Origin of the sequence: Mycobacterium talmoniae (genome assembly GCF_001854525.1) — a bacterium.
GTDB lineage: Bacteria > Actinomycetota > Actinomycetes > Mycobacteriales > Mycobacteriaceae > Mycobacterium > Mycobacterium talmoniae.
On sequence record NZ_MLQM01000005.1, the window covers coordinates 14,940 to 38,784 of the forward strand.

Below are 23,845 nucleotides of genomic sequence, written 5' to 3' on the forward strand. Positions count from 1 at the left end.
GCGCGAGCAGACGCAAAAGTCCCTGTTTTCGGCGTGAAAAGGGGGCTTTTGCGTCTGCTCGCGAGCAAGGAAGTAGGGGACCCATGTCCGGGATGAACTTTGAGCTGACCGAGGATCAGCAGCTGATCCGCGCCTCGGTCGCCGAACTGGCCGCCAAGTTCGACGACCACTATTGGATGCAAAAGGATCAGGCGCACCAATTCCCGCAGGAGTTCTACGAGGCGATCGCCCAGGGCGGCTGGCTGGGCATGACGATCCCCGAGGAGTACGGCGGCCACGGCTTCGGGATCACCGAGGCCACCCTGCTCGCCGAGGAAGTGGCCCGCTCCGGGGGCGGTATGAACGCCGCCAGCTCGATCCACATGTCGATCTTCGGCATGCACCCGGTCGTCGTGCACGGCTCCGACGAGCTCAAGGCGCGGACCCTGCCCCGCATCGCGTCCGGGGAGCTGCACGTCTGCTTCGGGGTGACCGAGCCGGGCGCGGGGCTGGACACCTCGCGGATCAGCACCTTCGCCAAACGCGACGGCGACCGCTACATCGTCAACGGGCGCAAGGTGTGGATCTCCAAAGCCCTGGAGTCCGAGAAGATCCTGCTGCTGACCCGCACCCAGCACTACGACGAGGTCACCAAGAAGACCGACGGCATGACGCTGTTCCTCACCGACCTGGACCGTAGCCGGGTCGACATCCGGCCGATCCCCAAGATGGGCCGCAACGCGGTCTCCTCCAACGAGCTGTTCATCGACAACCTCGAAGTCCCGGTGGAAGACCGGGTCGGCGAGGAGGGCAAGGGCTTTTCCTACATCCTCGACGGGCTCAACCCGGAACGGATGCTGATCGCCGCCGAGGCGCTCGGCATCGGCCGGGTGGCCCTGGACCGGGCGGTCAAATACGCCAACGAGCGCGAGGTGTTCGGCCGGCCGATCGGGATGAACCAGGGCATCCAGTTCCCGCTGGCCGACTCGCTGGCCCGCCTCGACGCCGCCGAACTGATGCTGCGCAAGGCCACCTGGCTGTACGACAACGGCAAGCCCTGCGGGCGGGAAGCCAACACCGCCAAATACCTGTGCGCCGACGCCGGTTTCACCGCCGCCGACCGGGCGCTGCAGACCCACGGCGGCATGGGCTACTCCGAGGAGTACAACGTGTCCCGGTTCTTCCGCGAGGCCCGGCTGATGAAGATCGCCCCGATCAGCCAGGAGATGATCCTGAACTACCTGGGGTCGCACACCCTGAAGCTGCCGAGGAGCTACTGATGCCCAACCCGCTGTTCGACCTGACCGGCCGGTCGGCGTTGGTGACCGGGGCCGGCGGCGGGATCGGCGCCGCCGTCGCGCAGGCGCTGGCCACCGCCGGTGCCGCGGTGCTGGTCACCGACGTCGACGCCGACGCGGCCGGCGCTGTGGCGGAACGGATTTGCGCCGCCGGCGGCAAAGCCGACAGCGTTGCGCTGGACGTCACCGACACCGCCGCCGCGGAGGCCGCCGCCGCGCAGGCCGCCGGGCTCGCCGAAGGGGCGCTGCACATCCTGGTCAACAACGCCGGGGTCACCGCGCCAGCGATGTTTGCCGATCTGACCGAGGACACCTTCCGCCGGGTGCTCGACGTGCACGTGCTGGGCGCGTTTCACTGCGCGCACGCCGCGTTGCCGTTTCTGCCCACCGACGGCACCGGCCGCATCATCAACGTCACCTCCTCGGCGGGGCTGACCGGCACGCTGGGGCAGGTCAACTACTCGGCCGCCAAGGCCGGCATCATCGGCTTCACCAAATCGCTGGCCCGCGAGCTGGCCCGCAAGAACATCCTGGTCAACGCGCTGGCCCCGCTGGCGGCCACCCCGATGACCGAGACCATCCGGACCAACGAGAAGTTCGCCGCCACCATGATGGCGCGAATCCCGTTGCGGCGCTGGGCCGAGCCGCAGGAGGTCGCCGGCGCGTTCGTGTTTTTGGCCTCTGACGCCGCCTCCTACATCACCGGGCAGGTGCTGCCGGTGGACGGCGGCATGGTGATGTGATGCCGGCACCGTTGGACGGCGTCACCGTGGTGGCGCTGGAGCAGGCCGTGTCCGCGCCGATGTGCACCCGGGTGCTCGCCGATTTCGGCGCCCGCGTCATCAAGGTGGAGAACCCCAACGGCGGCGACTTCGCCCGCGACTACGACGACGTCGTCAACGGTCTTGCCGCGCACTTCGTTTGGGCTAACCGCGGCAAGGAATCGGTGACGCTGGACCTGAAATCCGACGCCGGGATCGCGCTGTTGCACCGGCTGCTCGACGGCGCCGACGTGCTGGTGTCCAACCTCGCACCGGGGGCCACCGCGCGGCTGGGCATCGCGCCCGACGACCTGCGCACCCGCCACCCCCATGTCATCCCGGTCGAGATCGACGGCTACGGCCCGGGTGGGCCGATCTCCCACAAACGCGCGTATGACCTTTTGGTGCAGGCCGAATCGGGGTGCTGCGCGGTCACCGGGTATCCGGAGATGCCGGCCAAACCCGGCCCGCCGGTCGCCGACATCTCCACCGGGCTGTACGCCGCGCTGTCGATCGTGGCGCTGCTGTACGGGCGCCGCACCAACCCGGGGGTCGCCCCCGCCGTCGCGGTCAGCCTGTTCGACACCATGACCGACATCATGGGCTACCAGCTCACCTACACCCAGCACTCCGGGATCGATCAGCAGCCGCTGGGCATGAGTTCGCCGGCGGTGGCGCCCTACGGGGCGTTTCCCACCCGCGATCAGCAGACCGTCGTGCTGGGCACCACCAACGACCGGGAATGGCAACGGCTGGCCCGCGACATCATCGGCCGCCCCGACCTGGCCGACGACCCGCGGTTCGCCTCCAACGCGGGCCGCTGCACCAGCCGCGACGTGCTCAACGCGGCGATCCGAACCTGGTGCGCCCAGCACGATCTCGCCGAGATTCAGCAGATCGCCGATGACGCCGGCATCGGCAACTCCCGGTACAACACGCCCAGCGAGGTCGTCGGGCATCCGCAGCTCAAAGACCGCGACCGGTGGCGGTCGGTGGACACCCCCAACGGCACGATCTCGGCGCTGCTGCCGCCGCCTGTGATCTCGGGGTTCGAGCAGCCGATGGGCGCGGTGCCCGGCCTGGGCGAGCACACCGCGGCGGTGCTGACCGGCCTGGGGCTCGGCGCCGAGGAGATCGCCGCGCTGCGCGAGCGGGGCGTGATCGGGGCATGAGCCAGCCGGTGCTGTTGTGCAGCGACCGCGACGGCGTGCGGACCCTGACGCTGAACCGGCCGGACCGCAAGAACGCGCTGAACCCGGAGCTGTGGATCGCGTTGCGGGATGCGCTGCGCGCGGTCCTCGACGACGACGGTGTCCGGGTGCTGGTGCTCACCGGGGCCGGCGACGCGTTCTGCTCGGGTGCGGACATCTCGGTGCCCGAGGACGTGCACCCCAACCGCAAGCTGCGTCGGCTCACCGACGTCGCCTTGGCGCTGCACGAACTCCCGATCCCGACGATCGCCAAGGTGACCGGGGTGGCCGTGGGCGCCGGCTGGAACCTGGCGCTGGGCTGCGATCTGGTCGTGGCGACCCCGGGGTCGCGGTTCTGCCAGATCTTCGCCAAACGCGGGCTGTCGATCGACCTCGGCGGCTCCTGGCTGCTGCCCAAACTGGTCGGCCTGCAGCAGGCCAAACGGCTGGTGCTGCTGGCCGACACCATCGACGCGGCGGAGGCCCACGCGCTGGGTTTGGTGACCTGGGTGCAGGCCGCCGAGGAGATCGACGCCTTCGTCGACGATCTGGGGCGCCGGCTGGCGGCCGGCCCGCCGGTCGCGCTGGCCCACAGCAAGGCGTTGCTGACCGCCGGTGTCGACTGCACGCTGCCGCAGGCATTGGCCAACGAAGCCCGCGCCCAACCCGGTAACTTCGCCACCGCGGATGCCGGCGAAGCCTATGCCGCGTTCGCCGAGAAAAGGGAGCCGTCGTTTACTGGTCGATGGGCGATCAGATCGGAGCGAAACAATGCGTGAAGCAGTCATCGTCGAAGCGGTCCGCACCCCCGTCGGCAAGCGCAACGGCGGGTTGTCGGGCATGCACGCCGCCGACCTGTCCGCGGTGGTGCTGAATGCGCTCGCCGAGCGCACCGGGGTGGACCCCGCCATCGTCGACGACGTGATCTGGGGGTGCGTGTCCCAGGTCGGCGACCAATCCAGCAACATCGGCCGGTACGCGGTGCTGGCCGCCGGCTGGCCCGAAACCATCCCCGGCACCACCATCAACCGGGCCTGCGGGTCCAGCCAGCAGGCCCTCGACTTCGCCGTGCAGGCCGTGATGTCCGGGCAGCAGGACGTGGTGGTCGCCGGCGGCGTCGAGGTGATGAGCCGGGTGCCGCTGGGCGCCGCGCGTGCCACCGGCATGCCGTACGGACCGAAAGTTCTTGAGCGCTACCACGACTTCTCGTTCAACCAGGGCATCTCGGCGGAGCTCATCGCGCAGAAGTGGGGGCTGTCCCGCACCGCGCTCGACGAGTACTCGGCGCGCTCGCATGAGCGGGCCGCCGCCGCCCAGAGCGCCGGCGCGTTCAAGGACCAGATCGTTCCGGTGTTCACCGACGCGGGGGGCGACGCCGCCGTCGTCACCGAGGACGAGGGGATCCGCCGGGGCACCACCGCCGAGAAACTCGCCGCACTCAAACCGGCGTTCACCGAGGACGGGGTGATCCACGCCGGCAACTCGTCGCAGATCTCCGACGGCGCGGCGGCGCTGCTGGTCACCACCCCCGCGCTGGCGCTGGAACTCGGTTTGACGCCGATCGTGGCCTACCGCGGCGGCGCGGTCACCGGCGCCGACCCGGTGCTGATGCTGACCGGACCCATTCCGGCCACCGAGAAGGTGCTGCGCAAGACCGGGCTGGGCGTCGGCGACGTCGGCGTCTTCGAGGTCAACGAAGCGTTCGCCCCGGTGCCGCTGGCCTGGCTGGCCGAGACCGGCGCCGACCCGGCCCGGGTCAACCCGCTGGGCGGCGCCATCGCGCTGGGGCACCCGCTCGGCGCGTCCGGGGCGGTGCTGATGACGCGGATGATTCACCACATGCGGGACAACGGAATTCGGTACGGACTACAAACCATGTGCGAGGGCGGCGGCACCGCCAACGCCACCCTGGTGGAATTGATGAGCTGATGCGCAGAGACCTGTTCACCGACGACCACGAGGCCTTCCGCCGGCTGGCCCGCGACTTCGTCGACAAGGAGATCGAACCGCATTACGCCGACTGGGAGAAGGCCGGCCGGATGCCGCGGGAGGTCTTCGAAAAGCTTGGTGCGCTGGGCATGCTGGGCATGGCCATCCCCGAGGAGTACGGCGGATCGGGCCTGCCCGACTACCGCTACAACGTGGTGCTGCAGGAAGAGGCGGCCCGCGCGCTGGTCACCACCGGCACGGTGCGCACCCAGCTTGAGGTGATCCTGCCGTACTTTCTGCGTTACGCCAACGCCGAGCAGCGGCAGCGCTGGTTTCCCGGCCTGGCCGCCGGCACGCTGCTGACCGCGATCGCGATGACCGAACCCGGCACCGGGTCGGACCTGGCCGGGATGCGCACCAGCGCGGTCCGCGACGGCGACGAGTACGTGCTCAACGGCGCCAAGACCTTCATCACCGGCGGCCTGTTGGCCGATCTGGTCATCGTGGTGGCACGCACCTCCACCGACCCGGACAACCGGCGCCGCGGCCTGACCCTGCTGGTCGTCGAGGACGGCACGGCCGGCTTCGTCAAGGGCCGGGCGCTGGACAAGATGGGCTGCAAGGTGCAAGACACCGCCGAGCTGTCGTTCACCGACGTGCGGGTGCCGGTCGCCAACCGGCTCGGCGAGGAGGGCGAAGCGTTCGGTTATCTCGGGCACAACCTGCCGCAGGAGCGGATGACGGTGGCCGTCGGCTCGGTGGCGCAGGCCCGGGCGGCGATCGCCGCCACCATCGACTACGTCAAGGAGCGCAAGGCCTTCGGCACGCCGGTCGCGTCGTTCCAGAACACCAAATTCGAGCTGGCGGCGATGTCGGCCGAAGTCGAGGCCGCCCAAGCGATGCTGGACCGGGCGATCACCGAACTGGTCGCCGGCGAGCTGTCCGGCGCCGACGCCGCCCGGGTGAAACTGTTCTGCACCGAGATGCAGGCCCGGGTGGTGGACCGGTGTCTGCAGCTGTTCGGCGGCTACGGCTACATGATGGAGTACCCGATCGCGCGGCTGTACACCGACGCCCGGGTGGCCCGGATCTACGCCGGGACCTCCGAGGTGATGAAGGTGATCATCGCCAAATCGCTGGGGCTGTGAGGGATCCGGCGGCTTAGGCCCGGCGCAGCAGCTCGGTACCGAACCGCTGCACCAGGGCCCGCAGCCGCTCGGGCGAGGCTGCCGGGTCGCTGAGGCGCAGCTGCAGCAGCTCGCGGCCGGCCGCCTGCGCGATGCGTGCGGTGTACTCGGGATCCGGTACCTCCGGATAGGAGCGCAGCAGCTCGCGGATGAAGAATTCGCGGACGACGGCCTGCGCACGGGCAAGGCGCTCATGCAGCTCCGGCGGCGCCCCCTGCGGCGGGAACAGGAACAGCCGCCACGTCGCCGGGTGGGCATCGGTGGCGCGGAGCACCGCGTCGAACACGCGGAGGAGGTAACCATCCCCGTCGGGGTGCTCCGCCCCGGAGACGGCGTCGGCGAACTGGGTACCCGCACGCCCGGCTTCGCGGTCGATCAGCGCGACGAACAGGCCGGCGGGGTCGCCGAACTGCTGATAGATCAGCGCTCGGTTGACCCCGGCCTCGCCGGCGATGCGGTTCGGCGTCGCCGCGTGAAATCCCTCGGCGTCGATGATCGCGTGGGCGACATCGAGGATCTGCTCACGTCGCGCCTCGGCTGTCATCCGCCGTCGCCGGTTCCCCGCGGTCATGCTTGACAGCATAACTAACACTCTGTTATTTGTTACTCACAATGTGTTAGTTATGAGGAGATGGTAGATGGCCACGCATTACCCCGAGCTTGCGCAGCGCGTCCGCAAGCAGCGCGAGCTGCTGCCCGACCTCTACGGCGACATCGACTTCGACAAGCAGCCGTATCGCACCACCACCGATCCCGCCGATGCCACAACGCTGCCGGAGTGGGTCGCCGACCGCGCTCCGTACCTGGCTGACGAGCGGGCCGTCGAACTGATCTCCACGGCCACCCTGCTAGGCGATGTCGTGGCAGACCCCTATGCGGCGCTGATGGCCGACTGCAGCGTGACCAGCCTGATCAACATGCTCCAGCTGGCCTGCCGGAAGGGCATCGACGCCGTCCCGGACGCACCGCCCGAGCTGGTGGCGTTCATTGCGGACATGGAGGCCACCCCCGAGTGGTTGGACATGGATCTGGTGCATAAGGGCGCCCGGCAGTCGCGCATCCCGGCAGCGCTGCTGTCGCCATTCGTCACCCGGGGCGCCTTCATTGCGACCTTTGTCAACACCTACGCCGCGCTGCCGATGGCACTGACCGGGGCGCTGTCCGGCCGGCGCGCCGCGCGCCGGGTCAACGAGACGACCAGCTTCTTCGCCGTCACCACCCTGCCCGGGGCGCTGGACCGATGGGGCCCGGGTTTCGAAGCGGCGGCCATGGTGCGCCTGATGCACTCGATGGTCCGCTACAACGCGCTTAAGCGCTCCGAGAAGTGGGACGTCGGCATCTACGGGATCCCGATCCCGCAGGTCGACCAGATGCCGGCCGGGATGATCAACCTCTACCTGTTGGCCGCGAACGCCCGTCGCAAGGGACGCGCCGAGTTCACCGCCAGTGAACGGGCCGTGGTGGAATTCACTCGCTACCGGGCGTTTCTGCTCGGTCTGCCCGAGGAATTGCTGCCGACCACGCCCGGCGAGATCATGCACCTCATCCACACGCGCGGGGCGCTGCTGCGCGAGGACTTCGACGACGCCACCTGCGGCGAAATGGTGCGCTCGACGATGGCCGCCTATCTGCGGCCCGCGGATACCCGCCGCGAACGCATCGCGGACGCCGTCGAGAAGAGCTACAGCAAGGTCGCCTTCATGCGGGCCTTCTGCAACGGCGACCGAATCGTGGCCGAGCGCAAGGGCGTGTCGATCGGGCTGGCCGACTATCTGCGCATCGGTCTGACCGCACCGTTCATCCTCGGGCGTCTGCTGCTGGTGCGGCGCGCCAGCAGGATCCCGGCACTGCGGCGGATCACCGACGACTACGTCGTCCGGCTGGTCAAACGCCGGCTGGAGACCTATGGCAAGCCCGAATTCACCAGCGACGCACGCGACTACACGCCCGCCGGGCAGCTGGCGTAGGAGAGTCATGGAAAAGTCCGCGCCGCGGCGCATCGGCGCCAATCCGCGCCTCTACGACGCCGATTCCGAGGTGCCGATGTTGTTCGGTGTCGAGTGCTCACGCTGTAGCCGGGTGTACTTTCCGCCGATCGGCATCGGCTGCGAGACCTGCGGCGCCGCCGAACTGACCGTCACCGCCTTGGCTGCCGTCGGCACCGTGTTCGCCGTGGCCACGGTGCACGTGCATCCCGGTAATCCGCCGGCGCCATTCACCATCGCCGACGTGCTGCTCGATGCGGGACCGCTGATCCGCGCCCTGGTGCACCCCGACGCCGGCGGCCTCGAGATCGGGTCGCGGGTGGTCGGGACCTGGCTGGCCTCCGCCGCCGAAGGTGACACCCGGATCGTCGAACCGGCCTTCGTGCCCGCGCCACCAGGGGAGGCGCCGTGACCGGCCTGCGAGACGTCTGGGTGATCGGCGTGGGCCTGCACCCCTACCAGAAGCGCAGCGCCGTGCCGTACACCGAGCTGGGGGTGACCGCGGTGCGCGCGGCGCTGGCCGACGCGGGCTTGCAGTGGCCGGACATTCAGACTGCATACACCGGGACCGCGACCACGTCGATGGCGTTGTCACGGTTGATGTACCGCCACCTGGGCGCCACCGGAATTCCGATGGTGCAGGTGGAGAACGCCTCCGCGTCCGGGTCGAGCGCGTTTCGCCAGGCCTGCCTGGACGTGGCCGGCGGGGTGCGCGACGTGGCGATCGCCGTCGGGGTGGACAAGCCGCTGCACCTGTCCTCGCCGCGGCGCGCCGCGGGACTGGAGGATCTGATCGGCGACCGGGCGCTGCCGGTGACGCATTTCGCCTTGCTAGCCTCGCGCTACCTGCACGACAGCGGCGCCGGGATCGATGACCTTGCTGCGGTAGCGGTGAAGAACAGCCGCAACGCGTCACTGAACCCTTACGCGCAACGACGCAAGCCGCGCACGCTGGAGGAGGTGCTGGCCCCGCCGCGCATCAGCGGCGCGTTGACCCGACTGCAGTGCTGCCCGATCGGGGAGGGCGCGGCCGCGGCCATCGTCGCCTCCGACGCGGGGATCCGGGCATTGAGGGTCGACCGCGGCCGCACGGTGCGGGTGGCCGCGTCGGCGCTGCGCTCGGAAACCGTATATGGCACCACGAATTTCGACGCGGCTCTGACTGCCGAGACCACCGCGCAAGCGCTTGGCCAGGCCGGTGTGCACCCCGATGAACTGGACGTGGTGGAGTTGCACGACGCCTTCACGGTGGAGGAGTTGCTCTACGTGGAGGCCATGGGATTGTGCCCACCCCGGCGGGCCGCCGCGGCGCTGCGCGCGGGCGAATTCGACATCGGTGGACGGGTCGCGGTCAGCCCGTCCGGCGGTCTGCTGTCGATGGGCCACCCGATCGGGCCCACCGGGGTGGGCCAGATCGCCGAACTGACGACGCAATTGCGCGGCGAAGCCGGCGAACGACAGCACCCGGGCGCCCGCATCGGGCTTGCCCACATGGTCGGCGTCGGCGCGGTCTGCGCTGTGCACGTCTTGGTCAAGGAGCAGTGATGAGTGAACCGCGGCCGGGCACACCGGAATTCTGGGCGCAGTCGCGCCCCGATCATCCGGCGGTCATCCACGGCGACACCCGGCTGACCTACGGGCAGTGGAATGATCTGGCCGACCGCGCCGCCGAGGGCCTCGCAGCGCTCGGGCTGGCAGCCGGCGACCGGATCGGCATGCGGTTTCGGCTGTGCGTCGAATGGTTCGTCCTGCAGCGCGCCCTGCAGAAACTCGGCGTCGCCCAGGTCGCGGTGAACCACCGGCTGACCCCCGATGAGGCGGGCTACATCCTGCGCGACAGCGGCGCGAGGGGGCTGTTCTGTAACGACACCGATCCCACCGGGTGGACGCGCCACGAGGTGGGCATCCTGGTCACCGTCGGGCAGCCCGCCGGCGGCTGCGGCGTCCGCTACGAGGACCTGATCGCCACCGAGGTTCCCGCCCCTCGCTTCGGTGCGGCGCAGCCGGCACTGGTGCTGTACACCTCGGGGACCACCGGAAAGCCGCGCGGCGTGCCCCCGCTGGACCCCGCGGCCGTGCGCGACCCCGAGCGCCTGATCCGGTACCTGACGTCGGTCGGCAGTGTGCCGTTGTATCCCGATGATGCCGTCACGTTGCTAACCATGCCCGTCCACCACGGTGCGGGTCCCGGCATCGCCGCCGCGACCTGCGCCCGCGGCGGGACGCTGGTGCTGCTCGACCCCTACGACGCCGAGTCGGCGCTGCGGCTCATCGACGCGCACCGGGTGCAGGCCTGGACCGCGGTGCCCACCATGCTGTTGCGCATCCGGGCGTTACCGCCAGCCACGATGGCCCGCTACGACCTGTCTAGCCTGCAGGCGATCAACACCGGCGCGGCACCGGTTCCGCAGTCGCTGAAAGTGTGGCTGATCAACCGATTGGGCGCGAACGTGCTGTGGGAGGTCTACGGGGCCAGCGAATCCGGCATGATCAGCTACACCGCGCCAGAACACCAGCTCAGCAAGCCTGGAACGTCCGGGCTGCCCTACGACGGTGTCGAGATCGCCATCGTCGACGAGCGGTGGAATCCGCTATCGCCCGGCCAGACCGGGGAGATCGCCGTCAACACCCCGATGGTGATCGACCACTACCTCGGCCACGGGCCGCTTCCGGTCGACACCATCAAGGACGGGTTCTACCGCACCGGTGATGTCGGGCACCTCGATGACGACGGATTCCTGTTCATCACCGACCGGATCAAGGACATGATCGTCGCCGGCGGCGTGAACATTTATCCCGCCGAAATCGAGAAGGCCCTGGTCGAACACCCCGCGGTCGTCGATGCCGCGGTGATCGGCATTCCCCACGACGACTTCGGCGAACAACCGCTGGCGTTCATCGTCGCCGCCAACGGCGCCCGGCCGACCGACGACGACCTGGTGGCTTTCCTCGACGGTCGGCTGGCCTCCTACAAGCGGCCGCGCAAGTTCATCTACGTCGATGAGCTGCCGCTCAACCCGGCCGGAAAGGTCCTCAAAACCGCGCTCCGCCGACCCTATTGGGAAGGACGACAACGACATGTCTGAAACCGACCCGGTGCTCGCCGACCGCGTCAGTGAGCACATCCTGGTGATCCGGATCAACCGGCCGCAGCGCCGCAACGCGTTCGACGGCGCCACCGCGCGCGCCATGGAGGTCGTCATCGACGCCTACGATGACGACGATCAGCTGCGCTGCGCCGTGCTGACCGGCTCGGACAGCGTGTTCTCGGCCGGCCAGGACCTGATCGCGGCGGCGGCCGGCGACATGGCGGTCACCGAGCGCCGCGGCGGCTTCGGGATCATGGCCCAGCCGCCGACCAAGCCGCTGATCGCCGCCGTGGAAGGCCATGCGCTGGCCGGCGGGTTGGAGCTGTGCCTGGCCTGCGATTTGATCGTCGCCTCGCGCACCGCCACCATGGGTCTGCCCGAAGCCGCGAGATCCTTGGTGGCTGTGGGCGGGGGTTGCTTCCGGCTACCCAAACGCATCCCGTATCACCTCGCCATGGAACTGGCCCTGACCGGAAAATCCTGGCCCGCCATCCGATTCGCCGAACTGGGGTTGGTGAACACGATCACCGAGCCGGGCCAGGCACTGGCCGCCGCCCTGGAGTTGGCCGCCGAGGTCGCCGCCGCCGGGCCGCTGGCGGTGCGCGCCAGCAAGCAGATCGTCGTCCATAGCTACGACTGGAGCGACGCCGAATCCTGGACCCAGCAATCGGCCTTCGTCGCCCCGGTGCTGGGGTCCCGGGACCTGCACGAAGGCTTGCGCGCCTTCGCCGAAAAGCGCGACCCGGTGTGGGAGGGACGATGAGCCTGCTGATCGAACCCACTTTGCGCTCGGAGATGTTGGCCGATCGGGTCGCAATCGTCACCGGCGGGTCCCGCGGCATCGGCGGCGCGACGGCGACGGTGCTGGCCGCCAACGGTGCCCGCGTGGTGATCGCCGACGTCGACGAGGCCAAAGCCGCCGACACCGCGGCACAACTCAACACCGCATTCGGGGCCTGCACCGCCGAGGTGTTCATCGGCGACCTCGTCGCCCCCGGGGTGTGCGACGACCTGGTCGCCCACACGCTCGACAGCTGCGGTGGTCTCGACATCGTGGTCAACAACGCCGGCTATGCCTGGGACGGCGGCGTCCATGCCCTAACCGACGACCAGTTCCAGGCGATGCTCGACATCCACCTCGTCGTGCCGTTCCGCCTCGCCCGGGCCTGCGCCCCGGTTCTCCGCGCGGCCGCCCACGCCGACGGCGGCGCACCCCGACACCGCAAGACGGTGATGGTGTCATCGATGGCGGGCGAATGGGGACTGGCCGGCGCCGCCAACTACGCGGCAGCCAAGGCGGGACTGCTCGGCCTGATGCGGTCACTGGCCCAGGAATGGGGAACGATGCGCGTCAACGTCAACGCCGTCGCGTTCGGTGTGATCCAGACCCGGTTCGCGTTGCCGCAATCCGACCGTGAGGTCATCCACACCGGTGGTCGTGACATCAACGTCGGCATGCCCGCCAAGCAGGCGCAACGCCTCGGTATCACCATCGACCCCGACAAGCCGCCCTGCGACGCCGAGATCTATGCACCCAAGCCGCTGCCCGGCATTGTGTTGGGACGAACCGGGACCATCCGGGAGGCCGCCGATGCCATCCTGTGGCTGTGCTCGCCGCTTTCGGACTACATCACCGGCCAGACCATCGCGGTCAATGGGGGTGCCCGCGGCGGCATGAGCTGAGTCGCTGAATAAGGTCGGCTGAGACCCTTGTCACAGCACGCCAACCAACCTACTGTGTGTTCAGTAGGTTTGTTGGACGAAGGAGTCCGGTGCCCGACACACGGCCGTATGCCACGCTGTTGGCCAAAGGCGAGGACCGCAAGCAGCGGATCTTGGATGCCGCTCAGCGGCTGCTGACCCGCAACGGCTGGCGCGCCACCTCGCTGGCCCAGATCGCCGGCGAGGCCGGGGTCACCCCGGCGGGCCTGCTGCACCACTTCGAATCCAAAGAGCAACTTCTGCACGCGGTGCTCGACGCCCGCGACGCCGACGACGATGCCCATTCCGACCGGTCCGGGGACCTGATCGAGCAGATCGCCCGGGTCGCCGACCGGATGTACCGCTCCCCAGAACTGGCCGGCACCTTCGCGGTCCTGCTGGTGGAGAACATCTTGCCCGACGCGCCGCTGCACGATCGCCTGCTGACCCGGTATCGGGCCGCGGTCGACATCGTCGCCGACGGCATCCGGCGCGGCCAGCGCGACGGGCGCTACCGCACCGACCTGGACCCGGCCGTCAAGGCCGCAGAGATCATCGCCTTCGTCAACGGAATGGAAACCACATGGCTGCTGGATCCTTCAATACCCCTGGCCGACGTGTTCAAGGAGTACGCCGAGTCGCTCACTCGCGACTTCGCGCCGACCAGTCCGACGTAGAGCCCGATCTGCGGTATCGGCTGGACGTCGTGTCGCCCACCGTCGCCGACGCGGTCCGGTTCGCCGGCGGCTGGCTGTTCGACCGGGTGATGGCCGGCTGGGACGTCACCGTGTTGGTCGGTGACCCGCACAGCGATCGGCCGCTGCAGGTCCTGGGCACCCGCACCCTGGATTTGGAGTCGGCGCTGCGGTCGATGGGCAGCCGCCCGCAGCCGCAGAGCCTGGCGGTGGCCGCCGACCTGTTCGGGGCCGACGAACGGGTCCGCGACGGTGTGCTCGACGCGCTGGACCATGGTGCCACCGAGGTCACGCTGTGGGGCGACACCGAGTCGGCCGAACTGGACGGCAGTGTCGACGCGGTGCACCACCGGCTCAGCGGCGCCGCGCGGGTGTTCAAGGCGCAGGCGCTGGCGGCCGTGGCGCCGGGGGCGTCCGTGGCGCCGATCGAGACGTTCCGCAGCGCGATGATGCTGCGCCGCTCGGTCGCCGCCGATCTGATTCCGGCCAGCTGAGCCTCCGATCGCCGGCTGTGTAGGTTCCGGGGCGAAAATCCCCAATCCGGCCCGAGGACCTACACACTCGGCGGGGCGCCGAGCGGCGCCCGACCGTGATGAGTCGACGGCTAACCCCGTGGTTGACGCCCACCTACCAGTATGAAAACCTATTGCGCAGGAGTGAGAGTGTCATTCTCATCCATGAGATTGGGATACCCGCCGAAGGGAGCGAGCTAGATCGTGAAGGACGTGGATGCGGTCGACTTCTTCCGGGACGACGCGATGGTCGCCGACCCGTACCCGTACCTGCACGCGCTGCGGGATCGGTGTCCGGTCACCAAGGAACCCCACCACGGGGTGACCATGGTGACCGGCTGGGAGGAGGCCTGCGAGGTGGCCGGCAACGCCGAGGTGTTCTCGTCCTGCATCTCGGTGACCGGCCCGTTCCCGGGCTTTCCGGTGCCGCTGGAAGGCGACGACGTGTCCGACCTGATCGAGCAACACCGGGCCGAGTTGCCGTTCAGCGACCAGCTGCCCACCTTGGACCCGCCTACCCACACCGATCACCGCGCCCTGCTGATGCGCCTGATCACCCCCAAGCGCCTCAAGGAGAACGAGGACGCCATGTGGGTGCTGGCCGACCGGGTGCTGGACACCTTCTTGCCCCCGGGCGAGGGCGAATTCATCAAGGGTTTCGCCGGGCCGTTCACGCTGCTGGTGATCGCCGACCTGCTCGGGGTGCCCGAAGAAGACCGGGACGGATTCGTCAAGGGCATTCACCACCACGCCGGCGGCGGCGTTGGCAGCACCGACGCCGAGTCGTTGGCGCACAGCCCACTGGAATTCCTCTACGGAATCTTCGCCGACTACATCAGTGACCGTCGCCGCGAGCCCCGCGACGACGTGCTCAGCGGACTGGCAGCCGCGACGTTCCCGGACGGATCGATCCCCGACGTCACCGACGTGGCCCGGGTGGCCACCAATGTGTTCTCGGCCGGGCAAGAGACCACCGTGCGACTGCTCGGCGCGGCGCTGCAGGTCATCGGCGAGCGTCCCGACATTCAGCGGCGACTGCGCGAGGATCGCAGCCTGATCCCGAACTTCATCGAGGAGGCGCTGCGCATCGAAAGCCCGGTCAAGGGCGACTTCCGGCTGTCCCGGGTGAAGACGACGGTGGGCGGCGTCGAGATCCCCGCCGGCACCACGCTGATGGTGTGCAATGCCGCCGCCAACCGGGATCCGCGCCGGTTCGACGATCCGGACACGTTCGACCCGGCCCGCAAAAACGCGCGGCAACACATCACCTTCGGGCGGGGCATCCACAGCTGCCCGGGTGCGCCGCTGGCGCGGGCCGAAACTCGGGTGGCCATCGAGCGGCTGCTGGACCGCACCACCGACATCAGGATCTCCGAGCGTTCGCACGGGCCGGCCGGTGATCGCCGCTACGGGTACGTCCCGACCTACATCCTGCGCGGGCTGACCGAATTGCACCTGGAGTTCACCCTCGCCGAACGGGGTGAGCGATGAAGGCCTGGGTCGACCCGGATCGCTGTCGCGGGCACGGGATTTGCACCACCATCTGCTCGGAGGTGTTCGCCATCAACGAGGACGGGTATTCCGAGGTGCTCATGCCGGAGATCCCCGCCGAGCTGCACGACGCCGTGCGCGACGCCGTCAAACAGTGCCCCGAGCAAGCCATCGAGACCAGCTAAGGAGAGCTTCGTGCCCAAGGGATATGTCATTTTGACCGAGGCCATCAAGGACCCGGAGGGGATGAAGGCCTACGCTCAAGCGGCCGGAGCGGCGATGGGCCCGGCGAGCATCTTGTCGGTCGACACCGCGCCCCAAGTCATCGAGGGCGACTGGCACGGTGACCAAACCGTGGTGCTGGAATTCGAATCGGTGGACGCCGCCCGCGCCTGGTACGAGTCCGAGGCGTACCAGAAAGCGGCGAAGCTACGGCAGGCCGCCGCGGACTGCAATGCGGTGATCCTCAGCGGGTTTCCGGCGTCGACGTAGCTGCGTTTGCGCCGAGACTGCGTTGAGGGCATCGAGACTGCGCTGAGGGCGCCCAGACTGCGGTGAGGACGGGTTTCCCGGCTGAATACCGGCCTGGGCGCAGTCTCGATGCCGTGAGTTCAGTTTCGATGCCGCTGCCGCAGTCTCGGTGCCCTCACCGCAGGGTCGACGCCGTGACTTCAGTCTCGGCGCGGTGCACCGTCGTGTGGCGCACTCGGTTGTGGCGCAACACGGGTCGCCGATGACGATGTAGCGCCCGCGACACCTAATCCTCCTCGATCGACAGCGCCTGGCGGGGGCATTGGCGCACCGCCTCGCGCACGTCGTGTTCAGTCTCCGGGGTGACCTCGGGCTGCAGGATGGTCAGCTCGTCATCGTCGTTGAGTTCGAAGACCTCGGGGTTGATCCCCATGCACACACCGTTGGCCTCGCACAGGCCGTAATCGACAACAACTTTCATGTGTGCCGCTCCTATCGAACTACCTGCACCGGCACATTGCTCCAGCCGGCCACATTCTGCATGTGGACGCGTTGCAACCCGTCCCAGTCCACCTCGTAGCGGGGCATGAACTCGACCAACTTCTCCAACGCGATCCGGCTTTCCATCCGGGCCAGCGCCGCACCCAGGCAACTGTGGATGCCGTAGCCCAGACCCAGGTGCTGCGACTCGGTCTGGTCGCGGTTGATGTCGAAGGTGTCGGCGTCGGTGAACGCTTCCGGGTCCCGGTTGGCCGCGGCGCCGATCAAAAACACCGCCTTGCCGGGGGGAATCGTGCTGCCGCTGACCTGCGCCTCCTGCAGGGTGTAGCGGACGTTGTACTGCACCGGGCCTTCGTAGCGCAGCAGTTCCTCGACCGCGGCCGGGACCTTGCTGGGGTCCTCGACCAGCTGTTGCCACTGGTCGGGGTGGCGGGCGAACAGCACGGCCGCGGTGCCGATCAGCTTGGTCACCGTCTCGGCGCCGGCACCGCCCAGTAGTGTTGCGAAGCCGGTGATCTCGATGTCGTCGAGGCGGCGCATCTGGCCGTCGTCGCCGGGGATCTCGGCGGCGATCAGCCTGCTGATCATGTCGTCTTGCGGGTTGGCGCGCCGTTCCTGGATCAGGCCGTAGTAGTAGGTCGCGGTTTCGATGGTGGCCTTCATGCCGGCCTCGTCCATTTCCGGTTGGCCCGGTTCGCGGTGCAGCGAGTCGTCGATCCAGTGCCGCACCTGCTGCCGGTACTCCTCGGGCACCCCGGCCATCCGGGTGATGACTTCCACCGGGAACGGTCCGGAGAAGTCCTGCACCACGTCGAACCGGTCCGGATCGGCCGCAGCGAGGTACCGCTCGATCTGTTCGACCACGGTCTCCCGCTGGGCTTGGATCGCGCGGGGAGTGAACGCCTTGTTGAGCAGGCTGCGCATGTGCCGGTGGTCGGGCGGATCCATGAAGATGATCGACTTCTGCGGCGCCTGACCCGAGCGCACCATGGACAGGTCGCAGCCGCGCGCCGAAGAGTAGGTTTCGAAGTCCTTGAACGCGGCCGCGACATCCACATGCCGGGTCAGCGCGTAGAAGTCCTCGTCCTCGTTGTAGTACAGCGGCGCTTCCTCACGCATCCGGCGGTAGATGTCGAACGGATTGGTGAAATATTCCTCCGAGAACGGATCGAACACGAGCTTCGGCTTAGTCATGGGCGCTGCTCCTCCTCATCGCTGCGCTCTGCATCGTCGTCAGCGCGATCCGTCCTCAGCGGCGCGTAGCGGGCTGAAACTACCGACCGGACACGGGACCGTAGCCCCAACTGTAAGGGATACCGGTCGGTTCCGGAAGGGGAATTCGACCGCAGGGTGGGCATTTCACGCCGTGCTGGCGGCGTTGATCGCGTCGTCGAGAACACCGAGGTCACTGCCCAGGTCGGCGGCGATCGCCCGCACCACGGCGATGTCCTTGCCGACGAAATCACCGACCGCCTCGACAAAGGACGCCACCGAGCCGCGCCCCGCCACCGCGCCGGTGACCCGGGAGGCACCGCTGCCGTGCACCAGCGCCGCCAGCAGCGTCGATTCGGCCACCCCGAGGCGTTCACCGAGCCGACTGGCCGCCGACAGCAGGCCGATCTGCGCGGCGAACAGCGCGTTGTTGACGAGTTTGACCCGCTGCCCGGCCCCGGTCGGGCCGACCTGGCACACCGGGTCGCCGTAACAGCCCAACACCGGCGCGACGGTCGCCAACGCCCGGTCGGGGCCGCCGACGAACAGCGTCAATTGGCCCGCCGCCGCGTCGTGCGGGCCGCCGCTGACCGGGGCGTCGACGACCTCGACGTGGTCGGCGGCCGCGGCGATGGCGTCGATCGTGCGCGGGCTGGCGGTGGTGTGCACCACCAGCACCGAGCCCGGCGCCATCGCGGCCAGCAGACCGCCGTGCAGGCACACTTCGGCGACCTGCTCGTCGGTGAACACGCACACCACCACCACGTCGGCGCCGGTGGCCACGTCGGCCAACTGGGACACCGGATGCGCGCCCAACTCGGCGATTTCGTCGCGTTTTTCGGCGCTGCGGCCCAACACCCGCACCTGGTGTCCGGCCTCGATCAGGCGGGCGACCATCGGGCGTCCCATCCGCCCGGCGCCGACGAAGCCGACGTTCATCGCGGGTGCTTCATCAACGCCAGCGCGGCGTCGGCGGCGTCTAAGACCGCGCCCGGTGCGGCCGCGGCCCGCTCGGCCAGATCGGCCACCAACCGGACATCCTTTTGCAGCAGCGCCCCGGCGAGCCCGGCCAGCCGGTCCAGGGTGCCGCCGGAGCCCTGGATGCTGTTCAGCGCGAAGCTGTTTGCGCTGCCGCGCGACACCACCTCGGCGAGCCGCTCGGCGGAGACCCCGAGGGCTTCCCCGAGCGCCAGCGCCGTCGCGGCGGTGCCCAGGTTGGCGGTGAACAACAGATTGTTGAGCAATTTCGTGACCTGCCCGGACCCCAGTCCGCCCAGGTGCACGACGGGATCGGCGTAGGTCTCGAACACCGGTCGGCAGCGCTGCACGGCCTCGTCGTCGCCCCCGACCATCACCAGCAGCCGGCCGTCGGCGGCCGCCGGGCCACCGCCGCTGACCGGGGCGTCGAGCACCGAAACGTTCTGCGCGGCCGCGGTTACGGCCAACTGGCGGCAGGTGTTGGGGTGCACCGTGCTGTGCACGGCGATGACGCCGCCGGCGGCCAGGCCGGCCAGCACCCCGTTGTCGCCGGTGACCACCTCCTCGACGTCGGCGTCGCCCACCACGCACAGACAGACCAGATCACTGGTCGCGGCGAGTTCGGCCGGCGAGCCGGCCACCTTGGCGGCGGTGTCCGCGAACGGTTCGAGCGACGCGGGCCGCCGGGCCCACAGCGTCGTCGGGTAGCCCGCCTCGACGATCCGGCGCGCCATCGGCCCGCCCTGACTGCCCAGTCCGATGAATCCAACCCGCATCAACCGGCCTCCAAATCCACATCGGTGGTGGTGCTGGCCACCACACACTGTTCGACGAATGACAACACCGACAGGTGGTATGCCGCCGCGGCCCAGCCGAGGCTGAGATTGTGTCCGGCGTCGGCCTGCTCGTGGACCGCGAACCGCGGCGCGGCGGTGAACAGGGCGCCGATGTCGGCCCGCGCGGCCGGATCGGAGCGCCACACCTTCTCGTGCTCGGCGAAACTGAACCGCACCGGGACCCGAACCTGGCCGGCCAGCGCCGGGAAGTCGCGCCGCGGCCAGTCGGACACCATGGCGGCTTCATAGGGTGCCCCGGTGGCGGCGTTGGTGACCCCACCCAGCACCTCGGTCGGGTACAGCCGGACCGGCTCCCACAGCAACTCCCGCAGGCCGGCGGGCCGGTGGTCGGGCCGCGCGGTCCGCAACACCTCGGCCGCCGCCGGGTGGTAGCGCAGCCCGGTGCCGGCCAGTTCCAGACCCAGCAGGTCGGCGCCGCGGTCATCGGCGGCCATCCGCAGCGCCAGTTCGCAGCCGTTGGAGTGGGCCAGCACGAACACCCCGGCACCGCGCGGCCGGTCCCCGAGCACCTTCTCAATCGCGGTGTAGGCCAGCGCCACCCGCTGTTCGGGATCGCCCAGCGCCTCCGGATACGGCGCCGAACTCCCGTAGCCGGGCCGATCCAGCGCGATCACCGTGTAGCCCAGCGCCGCGCCGGTCCGCAACAGGGACAGCCGGGGCTGGCCCGGGCAGTCGAAGTACGCCGACGTGGTGCCCCCGCCGTGCAGGGCGACCAGCACCGCGCGTGGTTGCGGCGCCTCGGCGAGCAGCGCCGACATCGGCACGCCGCCGGCGTTGACGACCCGCGGCTGCGGGGCGGGGGTGGTCATGTGTCGGTCCGCAGCAACAGCACCCCGCTCGGTGTCAGTCCGCCGCTGCTGGCCACCGCGACCCGGGCGCCGGCGACCTGGCGCTCGCCGGCCTCACCGCGCAACTGGGTGACGGCTTCGTGGATCAGCCCCATCCCGTGGGTGCGACCGTGGGAAAGCTGTCCACCGTGGGTGTTCAGCGGCAGCACCCCGTCGCGGGCGATGTTGGCCCCACCGTCCAGGAAGCTTTTGGCCTCCCCGATACCGCAAAAGCCCAGCGCCTCAATCCAGGACAGGCAGTTGAAGGTAAACCCGTCGTAGAGTTCGGCGACGTCGACGTCGGCCGGTCGCAGCGACGTGCGGGACCACAGGTGCGCGGCCTGGCCCAGCACCTGCGGCTCGTGGGTCAGCGTGCTCTGATCCCAGTCGATGCGCTCGACGATCTGGGTGCCCACCGCTTCCACCAGTACCGGCGGTTTGGCCAAATCCCGGGCGGCGTCGACCGCCGACACGATCACCGCGACCGCCCCGTCGCAGGGCACGTCGCAGTCATACAGCCCGAACGGGGTGGTGATCGGGCGCGCCGACAGGTAGTCGTCCATGCTCATCGGATCGCGGTAGATCGCCGTCGGATTCAGCGCGGCGTTGGCCCGCTGGTTCAACGCGATCCAGCCCAGCGTCTCCCGGGAGGTGCCGTAGCGGTGGAAATGCCGCTGCGCGTTCATCGCCAGCGTGTGCGCGGCGGAGATGGCGCCGAACGGCATCTGCCAGCTGGTGGTGCGGCCGCCGGTCGGGACGATCTTGCCCTGCTTCATCAGCTCGGCGTGGGTGGCCTCCCACAGGGTGCGAAAGCACAGCACGTGCCGCGCCAGCCCGCCGGCCACCGCCAGCATGGCCGCGATCACCGACCCGCCCGGCCCGAAGGTCTCCATCCCGCCGTTGTGCCAGGTCGGCCGGATGCCCAGCGCCGATTCCAGCGCGGTCACCCCGCCCTCCCCGAACGGGCCGGGTAGGCCGGCGCCGGGATAGGTTGCCAGGCCGTCGATGTCGTCGAGGCTCAGCCCGGCGTCGGCGACCGCGGCCTGGCAGGCCTGCACGGTCAGCGACAGCGGCGGCACCATCAGCCGCCGGCCCAGCGCCGACATGCCGATCCCGGTCAGCGCCACCTTGTCTTCGAATTTGTCGCTGGTCGCCATCGGCCGGACGTGCGCGGCGAAATCCTCCGGCGCGATCTCGTCCTCGGGCAGCGGTGCGGTGGCCGCACTGTCGGGCACCGGCCGGAACACCGGCAGCCACACGTCCTCGATGTGGTCGAAGACGACCTGCAGCTGCTGACCCAGCTGCAGCTGGTCGGGGTCGCAGTCGACGACGTTGGTGGTCAGCCGGGCGCGGGGGTCTTCGTGGATGGCGACCTGGGCCACCACGTAGGGCGCGGGCAGGCCGGGCAGGCTGAACCGGTGGTTGACGGTGAAACCGATCAGGGTGGCCCGCCCGGAGACGTCCCGCACCCCTAGCTGGGTGCCGCGGCAGTACCGGCAGATCGGTTGCGGCGGGTGGATCAGCGCCGCGCACTCCTGGCATTCCTGCAGCCGCAGCGTGTCGTCGGCGCCGGCGGTCCAAAAGAACTCGTTCTCGTCGGTGATCGCCGGGAGGGGCCGTCCTGGTGCGCTCAAACCGGGTCACCGTCTTCCGTGATCTCGATGATGGCGTGCACCGGGCAGTCCAGCAGCGCCCGCAGCACGTCGTGTTCGTCCGCCTCGGCGACGGCGCCGTCGCCGGTCAGCGATGCGTACCCCCAGTCGTCGAGGGAGAAGTACTCGGGCGCGTGTTTGGCGCAGTAGCCGAACCCGTCGCACAGCGTGCGGTCCAGGCGGATTCTCATGAGGTGGCCTCCTCGACCGCGTATGGACGCGCCGCGGCGAACGGCGCCGAAGCGCAGGCCGCGCAGTCATTGTCGAGATGGTGTTGCACCAGCTGCGGAAATTGCGCCAGCAGGCTGGCCGCCACGTTCGCGGCGCCGTCCAGGGTGCCGCAGGCGCCGCGGCCGCGTAGCTGCACCGACCAGCGACGCAGCCGGGCGAGGTCCTCGTCGGTGGCGATCCCGTCCCGTAACGCGCCGGCCACCGCCGCCATCGCCGCGGTGCCGTTGAAACACGACCCGCACTGGCCGGCGTTTTCCCGGTCGAAGTACGCCAGCACCGCGGCAGCGACCGCGACCGGGCAGTCGTCGGTGAGGACCGCGATGGCGCCACAGCCCAATCCGCTGCCCAGCGCGCGCACGGTTTCGTGATCCAGGGTGGCCTCGAGCACGTCGCGGTTCAGCAGCCCGGCGAAGTAGCCGCCCATCAGCGCGCCCCGCACCCGCTCGGGTGGCACCTGGTGCAGCGCAAGCAGTTCGGTGACCGGCGCGCCGTGCGGCACCTCGTAGAGGGCCGCCGGTCGTCCGGCGCCGGTGACGGTGGCCAAAAAGGTGCCCGGCGAGCCGGCGGTGCCCACCGAGCGGAACGCGGTCGCGCCGTGCCGCTGCACATACGGCAGGTTGGCCAGCGTCTCGACGTTGCTGACCAGCGTCGGCAACCCGGCGACCCCGTGCTGGTAGGGCCGCGGCGGTTTGTCGGTCGGTTTGGCCGGGCCGCCGTTGATCGCCCGCAGCGCGGCGGTCTCCTCCCCGGCGACATAGCCGGCGGCGACGGTGAACACGGTGATGTCCAGCCCGCCCAGGGTTTCGGCGTCGAGCTGGTTCACGGCGTCCTCGACGCTGCGCGCCGCCTGCGGGTCGGAGACATACACGTAGGCGCGCGCGGCGGCCACCGTGTGCGCGGCCAGCCGCAGCCCGTCCAGCACCAGGTGCGGCCGGTTGCGCAGCAGCCAGCGGTCTTTGATCGACGCCGGTTCGCCCTCTTCGCCGTTGGCGACGACGACGGTGTCGCGCCCGGCGTCCCGCACCGAGCGCAACTTGACCGCCAGCGGGAACGCCGCCCCGCCGCGGCCCAGCAGCCCACTGCGGTCGACCTCGGCGAGAAAGCCCTCGGCCGCCGGGAACGGGCGGTAGCCGCCGTCGGCCCGATAGCTCGAATAGTCTTCGACGCCGGGCTGTTCCCGCAGCAGCCGCGGCGGGCAGCCCGGCCAGGCCGCGGTGGTGAAATCCGCGGGCGCCGCGGCGGTTGTCGTCATGGCCACCTCTTTTGGCTAGGGAGCGCACGGGTGTGGCTAAGCTCGCA

General features: G+C 69.6%; 26 protein-coding genes. 17 read left to right on the plus strand and 9 right to left on the minus strand.

What is annotated here, in order from left to right:
- The first annotated feature begins 92 nt into the window (after positions 1–92).
- From BKN37_RS02075 to BKN37_RS02100, 6 genes are read left to right on the plus strand one after another with little or no spacing between them, the layout of a single operon-like run.
- Positions 93–1,259 (plus strand): acyl-CoA dehydrogenase family protein, encoded by a 1,167-nt coding sequence (locus tag BKN37_RS02075; RefSeq protein ID WP_071020841.1) that lies wholly within the window; start codon positions 93–95, stop codon positions 1,257–1,259.
- Positions 1,259–2,020 (plus strand): SDR family oxidoreductase, encoded by a 762-nt coding sequence (locus BKN37_RS02080; protein ID WP_071020596.1) that lies wholly within the window; start codon positions 1,259–1,261, stop codon positions 2,018–2,020. Before BKN37_RS02075 ends, BKN37_RS02080 begins: the two co-directional genes overlap by 1 nt.
- Complete coding sequence (locus BKN37_RS02085; protein WP_071020599.1) at positions 2,020–3,210, plus strand: CaiB/BaiF CoA transferase family protein; 1,191 nt, start codon at positions 2,020–2,022, stop codon at positions 3,208–3,210. The genes BKN37_RS02080 and BKN37_RS02085 overlap by 1 nt, the downstream gene beginning before the upstream one ends.
- The gene (locus BKN37_RS02090) at positions 3,207–4,007 is read left to right on the plus strand and encodes an enoyl-CoA hydratase/isomerase family protein (RefSeq protein WP_071020602.1); all 801 of its coding nucleotides are present in this window, start codon (positions 3,207–3,209) and stop codon (positions 4,005–4,007) included. Before BKN37_RS02085 ends, BKN37_RS02090 begins: the two co-directional genes overlap by 4 nt.
- Positions 4,000–5,157: a thiolase family protein gene (locus BKN37_RS02095; RefSeq protein WP_071020605.1), complete on the plus strand. Its 1,158-nt coding sequence runs from the start codon at positions 4,000–4,002 to the stop codon at positions 5,155–5,157. The genes BKN37_RS02090 and BKN37_RS02095 overlap by 8 nt, the downstream gene beginning before the upstream one ends.
- Positions 5,157–6,305, plus strand: a complete 1,149-nt coding sequence (locus BKN37_RS02100; protein WP_071020608.1) for an acyl-CoA dehydrogenase family protein — start codon at positions 5,157–5,159, stop codon at positions 6,303–6,305. Before BKN37_RS02095 ends, BKN37_RS02100 begins: the two co-directional genes overlap by 1 nt.
- Positions 6,306–6,318: 13 nt before the next feature.
- On the opposite strand, the gene BKN37_RS02105 is transcribed toward BKN37_RS02100, so the two are convergent.
- Positions 6,319–6,888 (minus strand): TetR/AcrR family transcriptional regulator, encoded by a 570-nt coding sequence (locus tag BKN37_RS02105; protein WP_071020611.1) that lies wholly within the window; start codon positions 6,886–6,888, stop codon positions 6,319–6,321.
- Between the two features lie 94 nt (positions 6,889–6,982).
- Between BKN37_RS02105 and BKN37_RS02110 the strand changes: the two genes are divergently transcribed.
- From BKN37_RS02110 to BKN37_RS02160, 11 genes are all read left to right on the plus strand, one after another.
- On the plus strand, positions 6,983–8,311 hold the full coding sequence (locus tag BKN37_RS02110) for an oxygenase MpaB family protein (protein WP_071020615.1): 1,329 nt from the start codon (positions 6,983–6,985) through the stop codon (positions 8,309–8,311).
- Between the two features lie 7 nt (positions 8,312–8,318).
- On the plus strand, positions 8,319–8,741 hold the full coding sequence (locus BKN37_RS02115) for a Zn-ribbon domain-containing OB-fold protein (protein WP_071020619.1): 423 nt from the start codon (positions 8,319–8,321) through the stop codon (positions 8,739–8,741).
- On the plus strand, positions 8,738–9,874 hold the full coding sequence (locus BKN37_RS02120) for a thiolase family protein (RefSeq protein ID WP_071020622.1): 1,137 nt from the start codon (positions 8,738–8,740) through the stop codon (positions 9,872–9,874). The genes BKN37_RS02115 and BKN37_RS02120 overlap by 4 nt, the downstream gene beginning before the upstream one ends.
- Entirely contained in the window at positions 9,874–11,415 is a 1,542-nt protein-coding gene (locus tag BKN37_RS02125) for a class I adenylate-forming enzyme family protein (protein ID WP_071020626.1), read from the plus strand. Before BKN37_RS02120 ends, BKN37_RS02125 begins: the two co-directional genes overlap by 1 nt.
- Positions 11,408–12,181 carry a crotonase/enoyl-CoA hydratase family protein gene (locus BKN37_RS02130; protein WP_071020630.1) on the plus strand — a complete coding sequence of 258 codons (774 nt, stop codon included), beginning with the start codon at positions 11,408–11,410 and terminating at the stop codon, positions 12,179–12,181. The genes BKN37_RS02125 and BKN37_RS02130 overlap by 8 nt, the downstream gene beginning before the upstream one ends.
- Positions 12,178–13,101 (plus strand): SDR family NAD(P)-dependent oxidoreductase, encoded by a 924-nt coding sequence (locus tag BKN37_RS02135; protein WP_071020633.1) that lies wholly within the window; start codon positions 12,178–12,180, stop codon positions 13,099–13,101. Before BKN37_RS02130 ends, BKN37_RS02135 begins: the two co-directional genes overlap by 4 nt.
- A gap of 89 nt (positions 13,102–13,190) precedes the next feature.
- Positions 13,191–13,796: a TetR/AcrR family transcriptional regulator gene (locus tag BKN37_RS02140; RefSeq protein WP_071020636.1), complete on the plus strand. Its 606-nt coding sequence runs from the start codon at positions 13,191–13,193 to the stop codon at positions 13,794–13,796.
- Between the two features lie 8 nt (positions 13,797–13,804).
- The gene (locus tag BKN37_RS02145; RefSeq protein WP_071020844.1) at positions 13,805–14,308 is read left to right on the plus strand and encodes a hypothetical protein; all 504 of its coding nucleotides are present in this window, start codon (positions 13,805–13,807) and stop codon (positions 14,306–14,308) included.
- Between the two features lie 264 nt (positions 14,309–14,572).
- Positions 14,573–15,817 (plus strand): cytochrome P450, encoded by a 1,245-nt coding sequence (locus BKN37_RS02150; protein WP_071020846.1) that lies wholly within the window; start codon positions 14,573–14,575, stop codon positions 15,815–15,817.
- On the plus strand, positions 15,814–16,002 hold the full coding sequence (locus BKN37_RS02155) for a ferredoxin (RefSeq protein ID WP_071020639.1): 189 nt from the start codon (positions 15,814–15,816) through the stop codon (positions 16,000–16,002). Before BKN37_RS02150 ends, BKN37_RS02155 begins: the two co-directional genes overlap by 4 nt.
- A gap of 61 nt (positions 16,003–16,063) precedes the next feature.
- Positions 16,064–16,309: a DUF1330 domain-containing protein gene (locus BKN37_RS02160; RefSeq protein ID WP_242657051.1), complete on the plus strand. Its 246-nt coding sequence runs from the start codon at positions 16,064–16,066 to the stop codon at positions 16,307–16,309.
- 265 nt (positions 16,310–16,574) lie between these two features.
- Here the strand turns inward: BKN37_RS02160 and BKN37_RS02165 are convergent, their stop codons facing one another.
- The 8 genes from BKN37_RS02165 to BKN37_RS02200 all read right to left on the minus strand — a co-directional run bounded on the left by BKN37_RS02165 (position 16,575) and on the right by BKN37_RS02200 (position 23,798).
- Positions 16,575–16,769: a ferredoxin gene (locus BKN37_RS02165; RefSeq protein WP_071020645.1), complete on the minus strand. Its 195-nt coding sequence runs from the start codon at positions 16,767–16,769 to the stop codon at positions 16,575–16,577.
- An 11-nt stretch (positions 16,770–16,780) separates the two neighbouring features.
- Complete coding sequence (locus BKN37_RS02170; protein ID WP_071020649.1) at positions 16,781–17,983, minus strand: cytochrome P450; 1,203 nt, start codon at positions 17,981–17,983, stop codon at positions 16,781–16,783.
- A 165-nt stretch (positions 17,984–18,148) separates the two neighbouring features.
- Entirely contained in the window at positions 18,149–18,940 is a 792-nt protein-coding gene (locus BKN37_RS02175; protein WP_083341526.1) for an NAD(P)-dependent oxidoreductase, read from the minus strand.
- Positions 18,937–19,755, minus strand: coding sequence for an NAD(P)-dependent oxidoreductase (locus BKN37_RS02180; RefSeq protein WP_071020652.1), 819 nt, complete (start codon positions 19,753–19,755; stop codon positions 18,937–18,939). Before BKN37_RS02180 ends, BKN37_RS02175 begins: the two co-directional genes overlap by 4 nt.
- The gene (locus tag BKN37_RS02185) at positions 19,755–20,645 is read right to left on the minus strand and encodes an alpha/beta hydrolase (RefSeq protein WP_071020655.1); all 891 of its coding nucleotides are present in this window, start codon (positions 20,643–20,645) and stop codon (positions 19,755–19,757) included. Before BKN37_RS02185 ends, BKN37_RS02180 begins: the two co-directional genes overlap by 1 nt.
- On the minus strand, positions 20,642–22,297 hold the full coding sequence (locus BKN37_RS02190; RefSeq protein WP_071020658.1) for a thiolase C-terminal domain-containing protein: 1,656 nt from the start codon (positions 22,295–22,297) through the stop codon (positions 20,642–20,644). Before BKN37_RS02190 ends, BKN37_RS02185 begins: the two co-directional genes overlap by 4 nt.
- A complete protein-coding gene (locus tag BKN37_RS02195) occupies positions 22,294–22,506 on the minus strand; it encodes a ferredoxin (RefSeq protein WP_071020662.1) in 213 nt (70 codons plus the stop codon). The genes BKN37_RS02190 and BKN37_RS02195 overlap by 4 nt, the downstream gene beginning before the upstream one ends.
- On the minus strand, positions 22,503–23,798 hold the full coding sequence (locus BKN37_RS02200; RefSeq protein WP_071020667.1) for an NADH-ubiquinone oxidoreductase-F iron-sulfur binding region domain-containing protein: 1,296 nt from the start codon (positions 23,796–23,798) through the stop codon (positions 22,503–22,505). Before BKN37_RS02200 ends, BKN37_RS02195 begins: the two co-directional genes overlap by 4 nt.
- Positions 23,799–23,845 lie beyond the last annotated feature (47 nt).